We start from the raw sequence: 18,003 nt of genomic DNA, 5'->3' as shown, positions 1-18,003 counted from the left end.
ATGGCAAAGACTATTAAAGTAACTCAAACAAAAAGCAGCATCGGCCGTTTGCCAAAGCATAAGGCAACCCTGATCGGTTTAGGTCTGCGTCGTATTGGTCATACTGTAGAGCGTGAGGATACTCCTGCTGTACGTGGTATGGTCAACTTGGTTTCCTACATGGTTAAGGTTGAGGAGTAACAGATGCGTTTAAATACTCTGTCTCCGGCTGAAGGTGCCAAGCATGCGCCTAAGCGTGTAGGTCGTGGTATTGGTTCTGGCCTGGGTAAAACCGCTGGTCGTGGTCACAAAGGTCAGAACTCACGTTCTGGCGGTGGCGTACGTCGTGGTTTTGAAGGTGGTCAGATGCCTTTATATCGTCGTTTGCCGAAATTCGGCTTCACCTCTCGCAAAGCTATGATCACGGCAGAAGTTCGTCTGTCTGAACTGGCTCTTGTTGAAGGCGACGTAATCGACCTGAACACGCTGAAAGCCGCTAACGTTGTTGGTACCCAGATCGAATTCGCGAAAGTTATGCTTTCTGGCGAAATCGCTCGTCCGGTTACCCTGCGTGGTCTGCGTGTCACCAAAGGCGCTCGTGCTGCTATCGAAGCTGCTGGCGGTAAAATTGAGGAATAAGTAGCAGATGGCTAAGCAACCAGGATTAGATTTTCAAAGTGCTAAAGGCGGGCTCGGCGAGCTGAAGCGCAGACTTTTGTTTGTCATCGGCGCGCTGATTGTCTTCCGTATCGGCTCTTTTATTCCGATTCCTGGTATCGATGCCACTGTGCTTGCCAAATTGCTTGAGCAGCAGAGAGGCACTATCATTGAAATGTTTAACATGTTCTCTGGTGGTGCCCTCAGCCGTGCTTCTATCTTTGCCCTGGGGATCATGCCGTATATTTCGGCATCGATCATTATCCAGCTGTTAACGGTGGTTCATCCAGCGCTAGCAGAAATTAAGAAAGAAGGGGAGGCTGGCCGTCGCAAGATTAGCCAGTACACCCGCTACGGTACGCTGGTGTTGGCCATATTCCAGTCGATCGGTATTGCTACCGGTCTGCCGAATATGCCTGGTATGCAGGGTCTGGTGTTAAACCCAGGCTTTGCATTCTACTTTACTGCTGTAGTGAGTCTGGTGACCGGGACAATGTTCCTGATGTGGCTGGGCGAGCAGATTACTGAGCGCGGTATCGGCAACGGTATCTCGATCATTATCTTCGCAGGTATTGTAGCGGGACTTCCGCCGGCAGTGGCACATACTATTGAGCAAGCCCGGCAAGGCGACCTGCACTTCCTCCTGTTGCTGTTGGTTGCAGTATTAGTGTTTGCAGTAACCTTCTTCGTTGTTTTCATCGAGCGTGGTCAACGTCGTATTGTCGTTAACTATGCGAAGCGTCAACAAGGTCGTCGTGTTTATGCAGCACAGAGCACACACTTACCGTTGAAAGTGAACATGGCAGGGGTAATCCCGGCAATCTTCGCTTCCAGCATTATTCTGTTCCCGGCCACGATTGCATCATGGTTTGGGGGCGGTACCGGTTGGAACTGGCTGACAACGATTTCGCTGTATTTGCAGCCAGGGCAACCGCTTTATGTGTTACTCTATGCGTCTGCAATCATCTTCTTCTGTTTCTTTTACACGGCGTTGGTTTTCAACCCGCGTGAGACAGCAGATAACCTGAAGAAGTCCGGTGCCTTCGTACCAGGAATTCGTCCGGGAGAGCAAACGGCGAAGTACATCGATAAAGTAATGACGCGTTTAACCCTGGTGGGCGCGATGTACATTACTTTCATCTGCCTGATCCCGGAGTTCATGCGTGATGCAATGAAAGTACCATTCTACTTTGGTGGTACCTCGCTACTGATCGTGGTTGTCGTCATCATGGACTTTATGGCTCAAGTGCAAACTCTGATGATGTCAAGTCAGTACGAGTCTGCATTGAAGAAAGCAAACCTGAAAGGCTATAACCGCTAATCAGGTGCGTTTGAGAAGTTACGGAGAGTAAAAATGAAAGTTCGTGCTTCCGTCAAGAAATTATGTCGTAACTGCAAAATCGTTAAGCGTAACGGTGTCGTTCGTGTGATTTGCAGCGCCGAGCCGAAGCATAAACAGCGTCAAGGCTGATTATCTCGCATATTTTTCTTGCAAAGTTGGGTTGAGCTGGCTAGATTAGCCAGCCAATCTTTTGTATGTAGCTGCAACATTATTTGAGTATCCTGAAAACGGGCTTTTCAGAATGGTGTTGCCGTATAAAATAGTAGGAGTGCATAGTGGCCCGTATAGCAGGCATTAACATTCCTGATCATAAACATACCGTAATCGCCTTAACGTCGATCTTCGGAATCGGTAAAACCCGCTCACAGTCTATCTGTGCGTCTACGGGTATTGCTGAACATGTTAAGATCAGTGAGCTGTCTGAAGAGCAAATTGAACAGCTGCGTGAAGCAGTCGCCAAATTCACTGTAGAAGGTGATTTGCGTCGTGAAGTTACCCTGAGCATCAAGCGTCTGATGGATCTTGGTACATACCGTGGTTTGCGTCATCGTCGTGGTCTGCCAGTTCGCGGTCAGCGTACGAAGACCAACGCACGTACCCGTAAGGGTCCGCGTAAACCGATCAAGAAATAATCAGGGTGATTGAATAATGGCAAAGGCACCTGTTCGTACACGTAAGCGTGTAAGAAAGCAAGTCTCTGACGGCGTGGCTCATGTCCATGCTTCTTTCAACAACACCATTGTAACTATTACCGATCGTCAGGGTAATGCATTGGGTTGGGCAACTGCCGGTGGTTCTGGTTTCCGTGGTTCTCGTAAGTCAACTCCGTTTGCAGCTCAGGTTGCAGCCGAGCGTTGTGCTGACGCAGTAAAAGAATACGGTATCAAGAACCTGGAAGTTATGGTTAAGGGACCGGGTCCGGGTCGCGAATCAACTATTCGTGCACTGAACGCCGCAGGTTTCCGCATCACTAACATTACTGATGTGACTCCTATCCCTCACAACGGTTGTCGTCCGCCGAAAAAGCGTCGCGTATAACGCTGCTTTTAGGTTAGTTGGAGAAAGAAAATGGCAAGATATTTGGGTCCTAAGCTCAAGCTTAGCCGCCGTGAGGGCACAGACTTGTTCCTGAAGTCTGGCGTTCGCGCGATCGATACCAAGTGTAAAATTGAGCAACCGCCTGGTCAACACGGTGCGCGTAAACCGCGTCTGTCTGACTATGGTGTACAGTTACGTGAGAAGCAAAAAGTTCGCCGTATGTACGGTGTTCTGGAGCGTCAATTCCGTAACTATTACAAAGAAGCAGCACGCCTGAAGGGCAACACCGGTGCAAACCTGTTGCAACTGCTGGAAGGTCGTCTGGACAACGTTGTTTACCGTATGGGCTTCGGCGCTACTCGTGCAGAGTCACGTCAGTTGGTTAGCCACAAAGCAATTATGGTAAATGGTCGCGTTGTTAACATCGCTTCTTATCAGGTATCTCCGAATGACGTAGTCAGCATCCGCGAGAAAGCTAAAAAGCAATCTCGTGTTAAAGCTTCTCTGGAGCTGGCTGAGCAGCGTGAAAAGCCGACTTGGCTTGAAGTTGATGCTGCTAAGATGGAAGGCGTGTTCAAGCGTATGCCTGAACGTACCGATCTGTCTGCGGACATTAACGAACACCTGATCGTCGAGCTTTACTCCAAGTAAGGCTTAGTACCAAAGAGAGGACACAATGCAGGGTTCTGTGACAGAGTTTCTAAAACCGCGCCTGGTAGATATCGAGCAAGTCAGTTCGACGCACGCCAAGGTGACCCTTGAGCCTTTAGAGCGTGGCTTTGGCCATACTCTTGGCAACGCACTGCGCCGTATTCTGCTTTCATCTATGCCGGGTTGCGCGGTGACCGAGGTTGAGATTGATGGTGTACTGCACGAGTACAGCACCAAAGAAGGCGTACAGGAAGATATCCTGGAGATCCTGCTCAACCTGAAAGGGCTGGCGGTGAGAGTTCAAGGCAAAGATGAAGTTATTCTTACCCTGAATAAATCTGGCATTGGCCCTGTGACCGCTGCCGACATTACCCATGATGGTGATGTCGAAATCGTCAAGCCTCAGCACGTGATCTGCCACCTGACCGATGAAAACGCTGCTATCAGCATGCGTATCAAAGTTCAACGTGGTCGTGGTTATGTGCCGGCTTCTGCCCGAATTCATTCGGAAGAAGATGAGCGCCCGATCGGTCGTCTGTTGGTTGACGCATGCTATAGCCCTGTAGAGCGTATTGCCTACAATGTTGAAGCAGCGCGTGTAGAACAGCGTACTGACCTGGACAAGCTGGTAATCGAAATGGAAACCAATGGCACGATCGATCCTGAAGAGGCGATCCGCCGTGCGGCAACCATCCTGGCCGAACAACTTGAAGCCTTCGTTGACTTGCGTGATGTACGTCAACCGGAAGTTAAAGAAGAAAAACCAGAGTTCGATCCGATCCTGCTGCGCCCTGTTGACGATCTGGAATTGACTGTCCGCTCTGCTAACTGCCTCAAGGCAGAAGCTATCCACTACATCGGTGATCTGGTACAGCGTACCGAGGTTGAGTTGCTGAAAACGCCGAACCTGGGTAAAAAATCTCTTACTGAGATTAAAGACGTGCTGGCCTCCCGTGGACTTTCTCTGGGCATGCGCCTGGAAAATTGGCCACCGGCAAGCATTGCTGACGAGTAACCGGATCACAGGTTAAGGTTTTACTGAGAAGGATAAGGTCATGCGCCATCGTAAGAGTGGTCGTCAACTGAACCGTAACAGCAGCCATCGCCAGGCTATGTTCCGTAACATGGCCGGCTCTTTGGTTCGTCATGAGATCATCAAGACGACCTTGCCAAAAGCGAAAGAGCTGCGTCGCGTTGTTGAGCCGCTGATTACTCTTGCCAAGACCGACAGCGTAGCTAATCGTCGTCTGGCATTCGCCCGTACTCGTGATAACGAGATCGTGGCAAAACTGTTTAACGAGCTGGGCCCGCGTTTCGCGAGCCGTGCCGGTGGTTACACTCGCATTCTGAAGTGTGGCTTCCGCGCAGGCGACAACGCGCCGATGGCATACATCGAGCTGGTTGATCGTGCTGAGTCTCAAGCAGAAGTAGCAACTGCAGAGTAATCTGTGGACGCGTAAAAAAACCGGGCTTGCCCGGTTTTTTTACGTCCATAATCAGCCAAACGTGCGTTCTTTCCCCGCCCGGCTTAAGATCCCCCTTCCTATCCGCTATGCTAACGCTATTCATCAGGTCAGTTGAGAGAGTATGTTATGTGGCTACTTGATCAGTGGGCGGAGCGCCATATTCTTGATGCGCAGGCGAAAGGTGAGTTGGATAACTTGCCCGGCCAGGGACAGCCACTGGAGTTGGATGATGATAGTGCCGTGCCCGCAGAATTGCGAACAGGTTTTCGCCTGCTAAAAAATGCCGGCTATCTACCTGCCGAGCTCGAAGATCGTAAAGAGGCTTTAAGTATTGCCCGTTTGTTGCAGGGAATTGATAGCGAACATCCAGACTATGCCGAACTTGGCAAGCGAATGGCCCTGTTGGAGCACCGTCTTCGTCAGGCTGGAATGAGCACCGATTTTTTACACGGCGAATATCAGAGAGCATTGGGCGGCAAATTTTCACCGGAGGATGAGTGATGTTTAAGATTGGGCAACTGGCAAAACTTGCCGACGTAACGCCGGATACCGTGCGCTACTATGAAAAGCAGGGAATGATGGATCATAACATTCGTACCGAAGGCGGGTATCGCTTGTACAGCGACCAGGACCTGCAGCGGTTACGTTTTATCCGTTATGCCAAACAGCTAGGTTTTACGTTGGAAACCATTGCCGAACTGCTGTCTATCCGTGTGGATCCTGAGCATCATACCTGCCAGGAATCGAAGTCGATCGTTGATGCGCGTCTGAGCGAAGTGGAGAACAAGCTTAAGGAATTAACGCGGATGCGTGAGTCGCTAAAGCGCCTTAGTGATGCCTGTTGTGGAAGCGCGCATACTAGCAATTATTGTTCGATTCTGGAAGCGCTGGAACAGGGCGCCAGCGATGAAAAAGTGAAAAAAGGCACCTGACAAGCTTGCCGGCCCTTTAATTTTTATACTGCTGGCAGTATTATCTTCTCGTTTTATAACCATAGACAAATAAGGTGAATTACCATGACCCAATACCGACATACCAAAGGTAAAATCCAGGACAATGCCATTGAGGCACTGTTGCATGATCCGCTGTTCCGCCAAAGAGTAGAGAAAAATACCAAAGGGAAAGGCAGCTACCGGCGTAAAGACAAACACGCAAAAGGCGGTAACTGTGAGGCCAGTGGCAAACTATCAAACGATAATTTACCACTGGCCTTCTGGTTTTAAGGCATTAAAAAAGCCATCTGGTTAAGATGGCTTTTTATTAGCGCAGGATTAACTGATTTACAGTTTTGGTTGCTGCTGATGGCTCAGTAAATCGCGAATTTCAGTCAGCAGTTTCTCTTCCGCAGTCGGTGCCGGAGGGGCTGCCGGCTCTTCCGCCTGCTTGCGACGCATTCTGTTCATTAATTTAATGGCCAGGAAGATAGCGAAGGCGACAATAACGAAATCAAAAACAGTCTGAATGAAAGAACCATAGTTCATCACGACGGCTGGAACCGCACCCTGAGCTTCCCGTAATACCAGGTGGAACTGCTTGAAATCTACACCGCCAATCAGTAAACCCAGCGGTGGCATGATGATATCGGCAACGAATGAAGATACGATTTTACCGAAGGCAGCACCGATAATCACACCGACGGCCAGATCGACCACGTTGCCACGCATGGCAAATTCGCGGAACTCTTTCAACATACTCATAGAACACCCCTCAAAGAAATTAATAACACAAGTTTAACAAAGCAATTTCCCTTTGCCACAATAAGCAGAGAAAAGTTTTTATCTCTTCTTACCCACGGCAACGAATATCAACCTGATTATAGACCATGGGACAATTAATTCGTTCTACAGGAAGAATGGGCTTGGCTGGAACAAACGTTCAACGTCAGGAACGAACTTTTTATCGGTTATAAACATAATGACGTGATCGCCCTGTTCGATTTTGCTGCTGCCATTGGCAATAATTACGTCATCGCCGCGCACAATGGCGCCGATGGTGGTGCCAGGTGGCAATTTAATATCTTCAACGATGCGGCCAACCACTTTTGACGTGCTTTCGTCACCGTGCGCAATGGCTTCGATAGCTTCTGCCACGCCGCGCCGCAACGATGAAACGCTGACGATATCTGCTTTACGTACGTGGCCCAGCAATGCTGAGATTGTGGCTTGCTGAGGGGAAATGGCAATGTCGATGACGCTGCCCTGTACCAGATCAACATAGGCACGGCGCTGAATCAGCACCATCACCTTTTTGGCGCCCATGCGTTTGGCTAGCATGGCCGACATAATGTTCGCTTCATCATCATTGGTAATGGCGATAAAAACATCCACCTGATCAACATGTTCTTCTGCCAACAACTCCTGGTCAGAGGCATCGCCATAGAACACGATGGTGTCATGTAGCTGTTCGGCTAGCTCCGTGGCGCGTTGCTGGTTACGTTCGATCAGCTTCACGTTGTAGGATTTCTCCAGCCGCTGTGCCAGGCCTGCACCAACGTTACCGCCGCCGACAATCATGATGCGTTTATAAGGTTTTTCCAGCCGTTGCAGCTCACTCATTACTGCACGGATATGCTGTGAAGCGGCAACAAAGAACACCTCGTCACCGGCTTCGATAATGGTGGAGCCCTGTGGGCGAATCGGCCGATCCTGACGGAATATAGCGGCAACCCGGGTATCGATATGCGGCATATGCTCGCGCATGGAAGACAGGGCATTGCCCACTAGCGGGCCACCATAATAGGCTTTTACCGCAGCGATGCTGACTTTGCCTTCTGCAAAGTTCACCACCTGCAATGCACCAGGGTATTCAATTAATTTATAGATGTAATCGATAACCAGCTGTTCAGGCGAGATCAAGTGGTCGATGGGCACCGCTTCAGGCTGAAACAGTTTCTCTGATTCGCGGATATATTCAGGCGCGCGGATACGGGCGATTCGGTTCGGCGTATTAAACAGAGAGTAAGCGATTTGACAGGCGATCATGTTGGTTTCGTCAGAGTTAGTGACCGCAACCAGCATATCGGCATCTTCTGCGCCTGCTTCTCGCAGCACGCGAGGATGGGAGCCATAGCCCTGAACAACCCGCAGGTCGAACTTATCCTGCAACTGGCGCAGACGGCCAGAGTCGGTATCCACGACGGTAATGTCGTTGTTTTCACCCACCAGGTTTTCCGCCAGTGTTCCACCAACCTGACCGGCACCAAGAATAATTATTTTCATTCGCTTCTCTGCTTCACACTGAAACCGCTGAAGGTTTTCTGAAAGGGCGCAACAGCCGCGCCCTGAGTACTGAATAGCTACATTTTAATCAGCTTAGCGTAAAAGAAGCCATCTCCATCCTCTGGATGGGGAAGATTCTGTCGGCCAGGCTGCTGTTCATCGCCGGTTTCAACCAGACGGGCTTCTGGATGGCGCTGGAGGAAGGCGGTAATCTGCTCAGCGTTCTCTGCCGGCAAAATTGAGCAGGTAGCGTATACCATCACGCCGCCCTTTTTGAGTCGTGGCCAAATGGCTTCGATAATCTCGGCCTGTAGCGCGGCCAGCTCAGCGATATCACTGTCACGACGCAACCATTTGATGTCCGGATGGCGGCGGATCACACCGGTGGCGGAGCATGGAGCATCCAGCAAAATGCGGTCGAACTGCTTATCGCCACACCAGTCTTGCGGTGTGCGACCATCACCTTGCTTCACTTCGGCGTGCAAACGCAGGCGGTGCAGGTTTTCTTTGACCCGGCTCAGACGTTGTTCATCGATATCGACCGCCATCACATGAGCTTTGGGTGCAGCTTCCAGAATATGGGTAGTTTTACCACCGGGAGCCGCACACAGATCGAGGATCTGTTCTCCATCCTGTGGATCCAGGAGATCGACGCAGCCCTGGGCAGAAGCATCCTGCACGGTAACCCAGCCGTCGGCAAACCCCGGCAGGTCGGTAACGGCGCATGGCGCCAGCAGGCGTATTGCATCGCGATATTCGGTATGGGGTTCGGCGGCAATACCCGCCTGCGCCATCAGCTGCAAATAATCTTCACGGGTGTGATGAAGTCGGCTGACACGCAGCCACATCGGTGGTTTCTGATTATTGGCATCGACGATTTGTTCCCACTGCGCGGGGTAGGCTTGCTGGATACGCTTCAAAAGCCAGCTTGGATGCAGATAGCGGCTGTCATTATTGGCGGCGCGTTGCAGCAATTCTTCCTGCTGTCGTTGGAACTGGCGCAATACGCCGTTGATCAGCCCTTTAAGCTGCGGCCGTTTCAGCGCGACGGCGCCTTCTACCGTTTCTGCCAGCACTGCATGAGCAGGGATGCGGGTATACAGAAGTTGGTACAGGCCGACCATCAGCAGATAGTGCAGCGTGCGCTGTTTGCCGGTCATTGGCTTGGCCATCAATTGCTGAATACACCATTCCAACTGTGGCAGCACGCGCAGGGTGCCGAAGCATAACTCCTGCAGCAGAGCGCGGTCTTTGTCAGAAATGGATTTTTGCAGTGGCGGTAAGACAGTACTGAGAGACTGGCCCTGATCCAGCACCTGGCCGATGGCTTTGGCTGCGATGCTTCGGAGATTGTAGTTGTTTTTCATAGGCTAAAGCGGGTAGCGATCGGCATTAAGAAAGAAACAGCCCGGCGATTATCGGCCGGGCAGTGAGGGCGGCTTATAACCGGTTACCCGGTGTAAACCATTCACGACGTGAGTTCAGCAGATCCTGTGCCGACATGGGTTTTTTGCCCGCGGGCTGCAGCTGAGTCAGGTTAAGGATACCTTCGACGGTAGCCACCTGAATGCCGTGTTTGTCGGCATGAACGATGGTGCCGGGTTCCGCGTTGGCGTTTTGTTCCAACACCGTGGCTTGCCACACTTTTACCGGCTGATCGTCAATGGTGAAATAGCTGACCGGCCACGGGTTAAAGGCGCGGATGCAGCGTTCCAGCTGCACGGCTGGCAGGCTCCAGTCGAGGCGAGCTTCTTCTTTGCTCAACTTCTCCGCGTAGGTGACCAGCGATTCATCTTGCACTTCACGTTTGGCCGAACCTTCAGCCATTTGCTGCAGCGTGGTCAACATACCCTGCGGGCCGAGCTGCGCCAGTTTGTCATACAGGCTGGCACTGGTGTCATCGGCTTCAATCGGGCAGGCGATTTTGTACATCATATCGCCGGTGTCCAGACCCACGTCCATCTGCATGATGGTGACGCCAGTTTCGCTATCGCCGGCCCAGAGTGAACGTTGGATCGGCGCCGCGCCGCGCCAGCGTGGCAACAGGGAACCGTGAACGTTGATGCAGCCGAGTCGCGGCATATCCAGCACCGCTTTTGGCAGGATCAGACCATAAGCCACAACGACCATCACATCGGCGTTTAGATCGGCCACCAGGTGCTGGTTTTCTTCCGGGCGCAGTGATTTTGGCTGAAATACCGGTAACTGATGCTGTTCGGCCAAAACCTTGACCGGGCTTGGCGTCAGTTTATTACCGCGGCCGGCCGGGCGGTCAGGCTGGGTGAAAACCCCGACAATCTGGTGCCCAGATGACAACAGCGCGTCAAGGTGACGCGCTGCGAAGTCTGGAGTTCCGGCGAAAATAATCCGTAAAGAGTCAGACACGTTTATTTCCTGATCGGTTAGGCGCGTGCGTTAAACTTGGCCAGTTTTTCCAGTTTCTGGCGGATACGCTGGCGCTTGAGTGGCGACAGGTAATCGACGAACAGTTTGCCAACCAGATGATCCATCTCGTGCTGGATACAGATGGCCAGCAGATCGTCGGCTTCCAGCTCAAAAGGCTTGCCGTCGCGATCCAGCGCTCTGATTTTCACGTTAGCGGCGCGCGGAACTAAAGCACGCTGCTCAGGAATGGAAAGGCAACCTTCCTCGATCCCGGTTTCGCCGCTTTTTTCCAGCAGCTCCGGGTTGATCAGCACCAGGCGCTGATCGCGGTTTTCAGAAACGTCAATGACGATAATGCGCTGATGGATATCCACCTGTGTCGCAGCCAGGCCAATGCCTTCCTCTGCGTACATGGTTTCAAACATATCATCCACGATGCGCTGGATATTCGCATTGACTTCTTTTACCGGGGCCGCAACTTTGCGCAGCCGGTCGTCTGGGTAATGTAATACCTGCAATACTGACATATATCTTGAGATCTGTATCCGAGTGATAAACGAGGTTTAGCTTCTATTCTAGACATTTCCCGGCCTGATTGACAGCATTGCGCACCAATTGCTCGAATTGGTAATACCACCATTTTTTGCGAGGGAACAGGCGATGCAGGCACAGGAAATTGGCTTACGGATGCGTGGGGTCACTGGGCTTGGCGCGCTGCAGGCCAGCCAGATAATACGGCAGTTGGTCTGGGCCGGCGGAGAACCTTCCCGCCTGCTGCATGAACTGGGACTGAACGCCCGGCAGCAGGCGCAGTTTCGCCAGGCGGATCCACGTTATCTGGCCGCCACGCTTGCCTGGCTGGAACAGCCCGGCCATTTTCTGTGGATCTACGGTGAGAGCGGCTATCCAGAGCGGTTGCTTCATATCGACGATGCCCCCTTGCTGCTGCTGGTCAAAGGCAACCCGGAAGCGGTGCAGCAGCCGCAAATCGCCATGGTCGGCAGCCGCCAGTTTAGCCACTACGGTGAGCACTGGGGCAATTACTTTGCCACCGGTCTGGTGCACTGCGGGTTTACCGTCACCAGCGGGTTGGCCCTTGGCATTGATAGCATCTGCCATCGCGCAGCACTTGCGGCGGAAGGACATACGGTTGCCGTTCTGGGGAGTGGCCTGGCCAATATCTATCCGCGCCGACATCGCCGCCTGGCTGAAGAGATCGCTGATAGCGGCGGGGCTTTGCTCTCAGAATATTTGGTCACCGATTTGCCGATGCCAGACCATTTTCCTCGCCGTAACCGCATCATCAGTGGGCTAAGTCTGGGGGTAGTGGTGATTGAAGCCTCTCTGCGTAGCGGAACGCTGATTACTGCGCGATGTGCGCTGGATCAGGGGCGTGAGGTTTTCGCTTTACCCGGTGCGCTGGGTAACCCGATGAGTGAGGGGACACACTGGTTGATCCAACAAGGTGCTTACCTGGTTACCGGGCCGAAAGAGATCGCTGAACAGCTGGGAAGCGGCCTGCATTGGCTGTCGTTGAACGAAATTACAACTATTTGTGCGTCAGAAGCCGAAGTTGAATTGCCATTTGCCGATGTGTTGGCTAACGTAGGAGATGAGGTGACACCTGTTGACGTCGTCGCTGAACGTGCCGGCCAACCTGTGCCAGAGGTAGTAATCAAGTTGCTCGATCTGGAGTTAGCAGGGTGGATCGCAGCTGTACCCGGCGGCTATGTCCGAATAAGGAGGGCAGGCCATGTTCGACGTACTGATGTACTTGTTTGAAACTTATATCCACAATGAACCAGAGATGCGCGTCGATCAGGATCAACTGACCGATGATCTCGCTCAGGCGGGGTTTCATCGGGACGATATCTACAACGCGTTGAATTGGCTTGAAAAACTTGCCGACCTGCAGGAAGGCGAAAATGCGCCGTATTTTATGGATGCCGATCCGCTGGCCATGCGGATTTACACCGAAGAGGAAGGCGTGCGTTTGGATGCCAGTTGCCGTGGTTTCCTCCTGTTCCTGGAGCAGATTCAGGTATTGAACCTCGAAACCCGTGAAATGGTTATCGATCGTGTTATGGCTTTGGATAATACGGAATTCGATCTCGAAGATCTGAAATGGGTGGTGCTGATGGTGTTGTTTAATATCCCTGGATATGAAAGCGCCTATCAGCAAATGGAAGAACTGTTATTCGAAGTAAACGAAGGTTATCTGCACTGAGCCGATAACATATATAGAAGAAGTTATGACAAAAGCCGCGATTTTTGCCGCCAGGCAAAATGAACCCTGTCCGGAATGTGGGGCCGAATTGGTGATCCGCAGTGGTCGCCACGGCCCTTTTCTCGGCTGTTCCCGTTATCCTGAGTGCCAACATATTCGACCGCTAAAAGCGCAAGCCGATGGGCATATCGTCAAGATGTTGGACGGGCAGGAATGCCCAAAATGCCAGGCGACGCTGGCATTGCGCCAGGGCCGTTACGGTATGTTTATCGGTTGCAGCAACTATCCGGAGTGCGATCACACCGAGGTCATCGATAAACCGGACGAAACCAGTATCAGCTGCCCGCAGTGTGGCCAGGGCAAACTGCTGCAGCGTAAATCGCGCTATGGCAAGGTTTTCCACGCCTGCGATCGCTACCCTGAATGTCAGTTTGTCCTCAATTTTAAACCCGTCGCCGGTGAGTGCGAGTACTGCCACTACCCGTTGCTGATGGAAAAGCGTTCGGCAAAAGGTCCAGTCCTTTGCTGTGCCAGTAAGCTTTGCGGCAAACCCGTAGCAACCACAGAATAATGACGCCATGAACTCAGATACCACTTCCCTCTTTACACCCATTCTTGACGCGCTGCATCGTCAGCAAGTGATCGCTTATCCCACCGAAGCCGTATTTGGTTTGGGGTGCGATCCCGACAGTGAACAAGCGGTAAATACGCTGCTGGCCCTCAAACAGCGCCCCTGGGAAAAAGGGCTGATCCTGATCGCCGCCGACTATGAGCAGCTAGCGCCTTATATAGATGACAGTGCGCTGAGCGAACGGCAGCGAGAAGCCATTTTTGCCAGTTGGCCTGGTCCGGTTACCTGGGTCATACCTGCCCGAGCGGAAACATCGCGCTTGTTGACCGGTCGTTTCACCTCTCTGGCGGTACGCGTCAGCGATCATCCACTGGTTCAGCAGCTTTGCCGAGGGTTCGGGAAACCACTGGTCTCGACCAGCGCTAACCTCAGCGGACAAGAGCCCTGCCGCAGCGCCGATGAGGTACAGCAGCAGTTTGGCGCTGCTTTCCCGGTGCTAGCAGGCAGCGTCGGCGGCCGCCTTAATCCTTCAGAAATCAGAGATGCCCTGACCGGCGAACAGATCCGTCAAGGCTAGAGGTAATGTGAATGGAGAAGTTTGCGGTATTCGGTAACCCTATTAGCCACAGTAAGTCACCGCGCATTCATGCGTTGTTTGCCGCTCAAACCGGCATAGAACATCCCTATGGTACGGTGTTGGCGCCGCTGGACGGTTTCGAAAAGGCGCTGCAAGCGTTCATTCAGGCAGGTGGCCAGGGAGCGAACGTCACGGTACCTTTTAAAGAGCATGCCTACGAGGCGGCGTCTGAATTGAGCGAGCGTGCCTCGCTGGCCGGTGCGGTCAATACGCTAAAGGTGCTGCCGGACGGAGGGTTGCTGGGTGACAATACGGACGGGATCGGCCTGCTGACCGATCTGGATCGCCAAGGGCTGATCACACCAAAGGATCGCATTTTGCTGGTGGGGGCAGGGGGCGCAGCACGGGGTGTGATCTTGCCTCTGCTGTCTTTTGGTTGTGAGGTGACGATCACCAACCGTACTTTCAGTCGAGCACAAATGCTGGCAGAAAGTTTTCAACACCTCGGTGACATCAGCGCCTTGCCTCTGGATCAACTCGATCAACAAGGGTTCGATTTAGTGGTCAACGCTACGGCGTCCGGCATTAGCGGCGAGATCCCGGCATTGCCGGTTGGCATTATTAATAACCATACGCGCTGCTATGACATGTTTTATCAGCAGGGATTAACGCCGTTTCTGACCTGGGCGCGGCAACAGGGTGCCACAGAATATGCCGACGGGTTAGGGATGCTGGTGGGACAGGCCGCGCATGCGTTCCTGTTGTGGCATGGTGTGATGCCGGAGATAGAACCAGTACTGCGCCAACTGCGCCACGAGTTGGCGGCATAACCTAGTGCCCGTTCTCTCGTCAGGGAACGGGCGCTTGTCAGATGTCTTCTGACAAATATTCGTCTTTCCAACGTACATAGTTAGTAGAAGAGTAAAGCAGCCCCTCCAACTCAGCGGCAGTCAATGGCCTAACCTGACGAGCCGGACTCCCCATATAAAGATAACCGCTCGCCAGACGTTTACCCGGAGCCACCAGGCTGCCGGCGCCAATCATCACATCATCTTCTATTACTGCACCATCCAACAGGATCGATCCCATCCCTACCAGCACCCGGTTGCCTATGGCGCAGCCGTGCAGCATGGCTTTGTGGCCTACGGTCACGTCTTCCCCGATCAGCAACGGGTAACCTTCGGGGTTATGTTCGGACTTATGGGTCACGTGCAGCACGCTGCCATCCTGAATATTACTGCGCGGGCCGATCTTTACCGCGTTGACATCGCCGCGGATGGCAACCAGCGGCCAGATACTGACGTCATCGGCCAGCTCAACGTTGCCGATCACCACGCTGGAAGGATCGATCATTACGCGTTGACCCAGTTTTGGAGAGTAATGAAGATAAGAACGCACTGCATCGGACATGGTAATAGCCTCACGTCGGGATCATATTTACCGGCAATACTAGACGTTGGCGGTGGAATTACAACCAACTGAAGCGACGGATCCTAAGGAAAATGGCGCTGATCGCGCAAGATCCGCCCGAAAGGGCTGAAAAGTGTGCAAACGGAAAGAAAAGATCAAAAAAGGGGTTGTGCAAAAAACTCGGATCCCTATAATGCGCCTCCATCGACACGGAACATGTGAACAACTTCACAGAGTCTCCGGGGTTCGAAGAGAAAAAATCCTGAAATTTAGGGGTTGACTCTGAAAGAGGAAAGCGTATTATACGCCACCTCGAGATAGCAAGCTACGGCGGCTAACTCACTGCTCTTTAACAATTTATCAGACAATCTGTGTGGGCACTCCACAAGACGATATCCAGAACCTTCGGGTTCGAAAAAATATCAAGTCTTGAAGAGTGACCAAGCAATAAGTCAGTCGGTTGATTCGTCAACGGTCTGATTATTACGAAAGTTAATTTTCGAGCATCGCTTCACGAGTTGAAGCAAATCAAGCTTTTAATTGAAGAGTTTGATCATGGCTCAGATTGAACGCTGGCGGCAGGCCTAACACATGCAAGTCGAGCGGTAGCACAGGAGAGCTTGCTCTCCGGGTGACGAGCGGCGGACGGGTGAGTAATGTCTGGGAAACTGCCTGATGGAGGGGGATAACTACTGGAAACGGTAGCTAATACCGCATAACGTCTTCGGACCAAAGTGGGGGACCTTCGGGCCTCATGCCATCAGATGTGCCCAGATGGGATTAGCTAGTAGGTGGGGTAATGGCTCACCTAGGCGACGATCCCTAGCTGGTCTGAGAGGATGACCAGCCACACTGGAACTGAGACACGGTCCAGACTCCTACGGGAGGCAGCAGTGGGGAATATTGCACAATGGGCGCAAGCCTGATGCAGCCATGCCGCGTGTGTGAAGAAGGCCTTCGGGTTGTAAAGCACTTTCAGCGAGGAGGAAGGGTTCAGTGTTAATAGCACTGTGCATTGACGTTACTCGCAGAAGAAGCACCGGCTAACTCCGTGCCAGCAGCCGCGGTAATACGGAGGGTGCAAGCGTTAATCGGAATTACTGGGCGTAAAGCGCACGCAGGCGGTTTGTTAAGTCAGATGTGAAATCCCCGCGCTTAACGTGGGAACTGCATTTGAAACTGGCAAGCTAGAGTCTTGTAGAGGGGGGTAGAATTCCAGGTGTAGCGGTGAAATGCGTAGAGATCTGGAGGAATACCGGTGGCGAAGGCGGCCCCCTGGACAAAGACTGACGCTCAGGTGCGAAAGCGTGGGGAGCAAACAGGATTAGATACCCTGGTAGTCCACGCTGTAAACGATGTCGACTTGGAGGTTGTGCCCTTGAGGCGTGGCTTCCGGAGCTAACGCGTTAAGTCGACCGCCTGGGGAGTACGGCCGCAAGGTTAAAACTCAAATGAATTGACGGGGGCCCGCACAAGCGGTGGAGCATGTGGTTTAATTCGATGCAACGCGAAGAACCTTACCTACTCTTGACATCCAGAGAATTCGCTAGAGATAGCTTAGTGCCTTCGGGAACTCTGAGACAGGTGCTGCATGGCTGTCGTCAGCTCGTGTTGTGAAATGTTGGGTTAAGTCCCGCAACGAGCGCAACCCTTATCCTTTGTTGCCAGCACGTCATGGTGGGAACTCAAAGGAGACTGCCGGTGATAAACCGGAGGAAGGTGGGGATGACGTCAAGTCATCATGGCCCTTACGAGTAGGGCTACACACGTGCTACAATGGCGTATACAAAGAGAAGCGAACTCGCGAGAGCAAGCGGACCTCATAAAGTACGTCGTAGTCCGGATCGGAGTCTGCAACTCGACTCCGTGAAGTCGGAATCGCTAGTAATCGTAGATCAGAATGCTACGGTGAATACGTTCCCGGGCCTTGTACACACCGCCCGTCACACCATGGGAGTGGGTTGCAAAAGAAGTAGGTAGCTTAACCTTCGGGAGGGCGCTTACCACTTTGTGATTCATGACTGGGGTGAAGTCGTAACAAGGTAACCGTAGGGGAACCTGCGGTTGGATCACCTCCTTACCTAATGATATTGATTGCGTGTAGTGCTCACACAGATTGTCTGATGAAAAGTAACGAGCAAAGCGCTACCTGTTGATGTAATGAGTCACTGACTCATGCTGATACGAGAAACGGTTAAACCCTGGTTTAATCGGATTTTGTGTCCCCATCGTCTAGAGGCCTAGGACACTGCCCTTTCACGGCTGTAACAGGGGTTCGAATCCCCTTGGGGACGCCATCCGATAATGAGTGAAAGACATTATCACCGGTTAGCAATAACCGAAAACATCTTAAAGATGACTCTTGCGAGTCGTGTTTAAGATATTGCTCTTTAACAATCTGGAACAAGCTGAAAATTGAAACATGACAGCTGAAACTTATCCCTCCGTAGAACTATTGGGGTAAGGATTAACCTGTCATAGA

General features: G+C 52.2%; 23 protein-coding genes, 1 tRNA gene and 1 rRNA gene. 19 read left to right on the top strand and 6 right to left on the bottom strand.

The features are described 5' to 3' along the window. The 12 genes from rpmD (at position 1) to LQ945_RS11365 (ending at position 6,356) form a co-directional block, all read left to right on the top strand. Entirely contained in the window at positions 1 to 180 is a 180-nt protein-coding gene (gene rpmD, locus LQ945_RS11420) for a 50S ribosomal protein L30 (protein ID WP_002213339.1), read from the top strand. Between the two features lie 3 nt (positions 181 to 183). Continuing rightward, a complete protein-coding gene (gene rplO, locus LQ945_RS11415) occupies positions 184 to 618 on the top strand; it encodes a 50S ribosomal protein L15 (RefSeq protein ID WP_020837232.1) in 435 nt (144 codons plus the stop codon). A 7-nt stretch (positions 619 to 625) separates the two neighbouring features. Then, a complete protein-coding gene (gene secY / locus LQ945_RS11410; RefSeq protein ID WP_004929740.1) occupies positions 626 to 1,957 on the top strand; it encodes a preprotein translocase subunit SecY in 1,332 nt (443 codons plus the stop codon). A 33-nt stretch (positions 1,958 to 1,990) separates the two neighbouring features. Beyond that, the gene (gene rpmJ / locus LQ945_RS11405; protein WP_002227352.1) at positions 1,991 to 2,107 is read left to right on the top strand and encodes a 50S ribosomal protein L36; all 117 of its coding nucleotides are present in this window, start codon (positions 1,991 to 1,993) and stop codon (positions 2,105 to 2,107) included. Between the two features lie 146 nt (positions 2,108 to 2,253). Next, positions 2,254 to 2,610: a 30S ribosomal protein S13 gene (gene rpsM / locus LQ945_RS11400; protein WP_012147213.1), complete on the top strand. Its 357-nt coding sequence runs from the start codon at positions 2,254 to 2,256 to the stop codon at positions 2,608 to 2,610. A gap of 16 nt (positions 2,611 to 2,626) precedes the next feature. Beyond that, positions 2,627 to 3,016, top strand: coding sequence for a 30S ribosomal protein S11 (gene rpsK, locus LQ945_RS11395; RefSeq protein WP_004951128.1), 390 nt, complete (start codon positions 2,627 to 2,629; stop codon positions 3,014 to 3,016). A gap of 30 nt (positions 3,017 to 3,046) precedes the next feature. Beyond that, positions 3,047 to 3,667: a 30S ribosomal protein S4 gene (rpsD, locus tag LQ945_RS11390; RefSeq protein ID WP_004951125.1), complete on the top strand. Its 621-nt coding sequence runs from the start codon at positions 3,047 to 3,049 to the stop codon at positions 3,665 to 3,667. 25 nt (positions 3,668 to 3,692) lie between these two features. Next, positions 3,693 to 4,682 (top strand): DNA-directed RNA polymerase subunit alpha, encoded by a 990-nt coding sequence (locus tag LQ945_RS11385; RefSeq protein ID WP_002919219.1) that lies wholly within the window; start codon positions 3,693 to 3,695, stop codon positions 4,680 to 4,682. 40 nt (positions 4,683 to 4,722) lie between these two features. Beyond that, a complete protein-coding gene (gene rplQ, locus LQ945_RS11380; protein ID WP_004929726.1) occupies positions 4,723 to 5,112 on the top strand; it encodes a 50S ribosomal protein L17 in 390 nt (129 codons plus the stop codon). A 147-nt stretch (positions 5,113 to 5,259) separates the two neighbouring features. Continuing rightward, positions 5,260 to 5,634 carry a DUF1992 domain-containing protein gene (locus tag LQ945_RS11375; protein ID WP_262242570.1) on the top strand — a complete coding sequence of 125 codons (375 nt, stop codon included), beginning with the start codon at positions 5,260 to 5,262 and terminating at the stop codon, positions 5,632 to 5,634. Further along, a complete protein-coding gene (gene zntR / locus LQ945_RS11370; protein WP_262242569.1) occupies positions 5,634 to 6,065 on the top strand; it encodes a Zn(2+)-responsive transcriptional regulator in 432 nt (143 codons plus the stop codon). The genes LQ945_RS11375 and zntR overlap by 1 nt, the downstream gene beginning before the upstream one ends. A gap of 84 nt (positions 6,066 to 6,149) precedes the next feature. Next, complete coding sequence (locus LQ945_RS11365) at positions 6,150 to 6,356, top strand: alternative ribosome-rescue factor A (RefSeq protein WP_269936296.1); 207 nt, start codon at positions 6,150 to 6,152, stop codon at positions 6,354 to 6,356. A gap of 57 nt (positions 6,357 to 6,413) precedes the next feature. Here the strand turns inward: LQ945_RS11365 and mscL are convergent, their stop codons facing one another. From mscL to def, 5 genes are all read right to left on the bottom strand, one after another. Beyond that, positions 6,414 to 6,830, bottom strand: coding sequence for a large-conductance mechanosensitive channel protein MscL (gene mscL / locus LQ945_RS11360; protein ID WP_182825656.1), 417 nt, complete (start codon positions 6,828 to 6,830; stop codon positions 6,414 to 6,416). 144 nt (positions 6,831 to 6,974) lie between these two features. Continuing rightward, positions 6,975 to 8,351, bottom strand: a complete 1,377-nt coding sequence (trkA, locus tag LQ945_RS11355; protein ID WP_020837226.1) for a Trk system potassium transporter TrkA — start codon at positions 8,349 to 8,351, stop codon at positions 6,975 to 6,977. Positions 8,352 to 8,428: 77 nt separating this feature from the next. Continuing rightward, the gene (gene rsmB, locus LQ945_RS11350; RefSeq protein WP_270102898.1) at positions 8,429 to 9,718 is read right to left on the bottom strand and encodes a 16S rRNA (cytosine(967)-C(5))-methyltransferase RsmB; all 1,290 of its coding nucleotides are present in this window, start codon (positions 9,716 to 9,718) and stop codon (positions 8,429 to 8,431) included. A gap of 73 nt (positions 9,719 to 9,791) precedes the next feature. Then, a complete protein-coding gene (gene fmt / locus LQ945_RS11345; protein ID WP_269936294.1) occupies positions 9,792 to 10,736 on the bottom strand; it encodes a methionyl-tRNA formyltransferase in 945 nt (314 codons plus the stop codon). A 17-nt stretch (positions 10,737 to 10,753) separates the two neighbouring features. Further along, complete coding sequence (gene def, locus LQ945_RS11340) at positions 10,754 to 11,263, bottom strand: peptide deformylase (RefSeq protein ID WP_020837223.1); 510 nt, start codon at positions 11,261 to 11,263, stop codon at positions 10,754 to 10,756. Positions 11,264 to 11,396: 133 nt separating this feature from the next. Here def and dprA point away from each other — a divergent pair, with 133 nt between their 5' ends. From dprA to aroE, 5 genes are read left to right on the top strand one after another with little or no spacing between them, the layout of a single operon-like run. After that, positions 11,397 to 12,518, top strand: coding sequence for a DNA-protecting protein DprA (dprA, locus tag LQ945_RS11335; RefSeq protein WP_270102897.1), 1,122 nt, complete (start codon positions 11,397 to 11,399; stop codon positions 12,516 to 12,518). Then, positions 12,490 to 12,963 (top strand): DUF494 family protein Smg, encoded by a 474-nt coding sequence (gene smg / locus LQ945_RS11330; RefSeq protein ID WP_012147203.1) that lies wholly within the window; start codon positions 12,490 to 12,492, stop codon positions 12,961 to 12,963. Before dprA ends, smg begins: the two co-directional genes overlap by 29 nt. A gap of 25 nt (positions 12,964 to 12,988) precedes the next feature. After that, positions 12,989 to 13,534 (top strand): type I DNA topoisomerase, encoded by a 546-nt coding sequence (locus tag LQ945_RS11325; protein WP_020837220.1) that lies wholly within the window; start codon positions 12,989 to 12,991, stop codon positions 13,532 to 13,534. Positions 13,535 to 13,541: 7 nt separating this feature from the next. Continuing rightward, entirely contained in the window at positions 13,542 to 14,111 is a 570-nt protein-coding gene (tsaC, locus tag LQ945_RS11320; protein ID WP_270102896.1) for an L-threonylcarbamoyladenylate synthase type 1 TsaC, read from the top strand. Positions 14,112 to 14,122: 11 nt separating this feature from the next. Further along, a complete protein-coding gene (aroE, locus tag LQ945_RS11315) occupies positions 14,123 to 14,941 on the top strand; it encodes a shikimate dehydrogenase (RefSeq protein WP_269936292.1) in 819 nt (272 codons plus the stop codon). A 37-nt stretch (positions 14,942 to 14,978) separates the two neighbouring features. Here aroE and LQ945_RS11310 read toward each other — a convergent pair whose 3' ends face one another. Next, a complete protein-coding gene (locus LQ945_RS11310) occupies positions 14,979 to 15,521 on the bottom strand; it encodes a gamma carbonic anhydrase family protein (protein WP_262242696.1) in 543 nt (180 codons plus the stop codon). Between the two features lie 537 nt (positions 15,522 to 16,058). On the opposite strand from LQ945_RS11310, the gene LQ945_RS11305 reads away from it, so the two are divergent. After that, a 16S ribosomal RNA gene (locus LQ945_RS11305) occupies positions 16,059 to 17,601 on the top strand. A 141-nt stretch (positions 17,602 to 17,742) separates the two neighbouring features. After that, positions 17,743 to 17,818, top strand: a tRNA-Glu gene (locus LQ945_RS11300). Positions 17,819 to 18,003: the final 185 nt, after the last annotated feature.

It is taken from the genome of Serratia liquefaciens, assembly GCF_027594825.1.
GTDB classification, from domain to species: Bacteria; Pseudomonadota; Gammaproteobacteria; order Enterobacterales; family Enterobacteriaceae; genus Serratia; species Serratia liquefaciens_A.
The sequence above is the reverse complement of the archived record's forward strand: the minus strand, read 5'-3'. Positions and strand labels throughout refer to the sequence as shown.

Bases quoted from the DNA above. Each gene is read 5' to 3' on its own strand.
- LQ945_RS11365 (WP_269936296.1), top strand. From the start codon at position 6,150: ATGACCCAATACCGACATACCAAAGGTAAAATCCAGGACAATGCCATT.
- dprA (WP_270102897.1), top strand. From the start codon at position 11,397: ATGCAGGCACAGGAAATTGGCTTACGGATGCGTGGGGTCACTGGGCTT.
- rplO (WP_020837232.1), top strand. From the start codon at position 184: ATGCGTTTAAATACTCTGTCTCCGGCTGAAGGTGCCAAGCATGCGCCT.
- rpmJ (WP_002227352.1), top strand. From the start codon at position 1,991: ATGAAAGTTCGTGCTTCCGTCAAGAAATTATGTCGTAACTGCAAAATC.
- LQ945_RS11310 (WP_262242696.1), bottom strand. From the start codon at position 15,521: ATGTCCGATGCAGTGCGTTCTTATCTTCATTACTCTCCAAAACTGGGT.
- LQ945_RS11385 (WP_002919219.1), top strand. From the start codon at position 3,693: ATGCAGGGTTCTGTGACAGAGTTTCTAAAACCGCGCCTGGTAGATATC.
- rpmD (WP_002213339.1), top strand. From the start codon at position 1: ATGGCAAAGACTATTAAAGTAACTCAAACAAAAAGCAGCATCGGCCGT.
- def (WP_020837223.1), bottom strand. From the start codon at position 11,263: ATGTCAGTATTGCAGGTATTACATTACCCAGACGACCGGCTGCGCAAA.
- rplQ (WP_004929726.1), top strand. From the start codon at position 4,723: ATGCGCCATCGTAAGAGTGGTCGTCAACTGAACCGTAACAGCAGCCAT.
- smg (WP_012147203.1), top strand. From the start codon at position 12,490: ATGTTCGACGTACTGATGTACTTGTTTGAAACTTATATCCACAATGAA.
- trkA (WP_020837226.1), bottom strand. From the start codon at position 8,351: ATGAAAATAATTATTCTTGGTGCCGGTCAGGTTGGTGGAACACTGGCG.
- zntR (WP_262242569.1), top strand. From the start codon at position 5,634: ATGTTTAAGATTGGGCAACTGGCAAAACTTGCCGACGTAACGCCGGAT.
- rpsK (WP_004951128.1), top strand. From the start codon at position 2,627: ATGGCAAAGGCACCTGTTCGTACACGTAAGCGTGTAAGAAAGCAAGTC.
- LQ945_RS11375 (WP_262242570.1), top strand. From the start codon at position 5,260: ATGTGGCTACTTGATCAGTGGGCGGAGCGCCATATTCTTGATGCGCAG.
- rsmB (WP_270102898.1), bottom strand. From the start codon at position 9,718: ATGAAAAACAACTACAATCTCCGAAGCATCGCAGCCAAAGCCATCGGC.
- tsaC (WP_270102896.1), top strand. From the start codon at position 13,542: ATGAACTCAGATACCACTTCCCTCTTTACACCCATTCTTGACGCGCTG.
- mscL (WP_182825656.1), bottom strand. From the start codon at position 6,830: ATGAGTATGTTGAAAGAGTTCCGCGAATTTGCCATGCGTGGCAACGTG.
- secY (WP_004929740.1), top strand. From the start codon at position 626: ATGGCTAAGCAACCAGGATTAGATTTTCAAAGTGCTAAAGGCGGGCTC.
- rpsD (WP_004951125.1), top strand. From the start codon at position 3,047: ATGGCAAGATATTTGGGTCCTAAGCTCAAGCTTAGCCGCCGTGAGGGC.
- LQ945_RS11325 (WP_020837220.1), top strand. From the start codon at position 12,989: ATGACAAAAGCCGCGATTTTTGCCGCCAGGCAAAATGAACCCTGTCCG.
- aroE (WP_269936292.1), top strand. From the start codon at position 14,123: ATGGAGAAGTTTGCGGTATTCGGTAACCCTATTAGCCACAGTAAGTCA.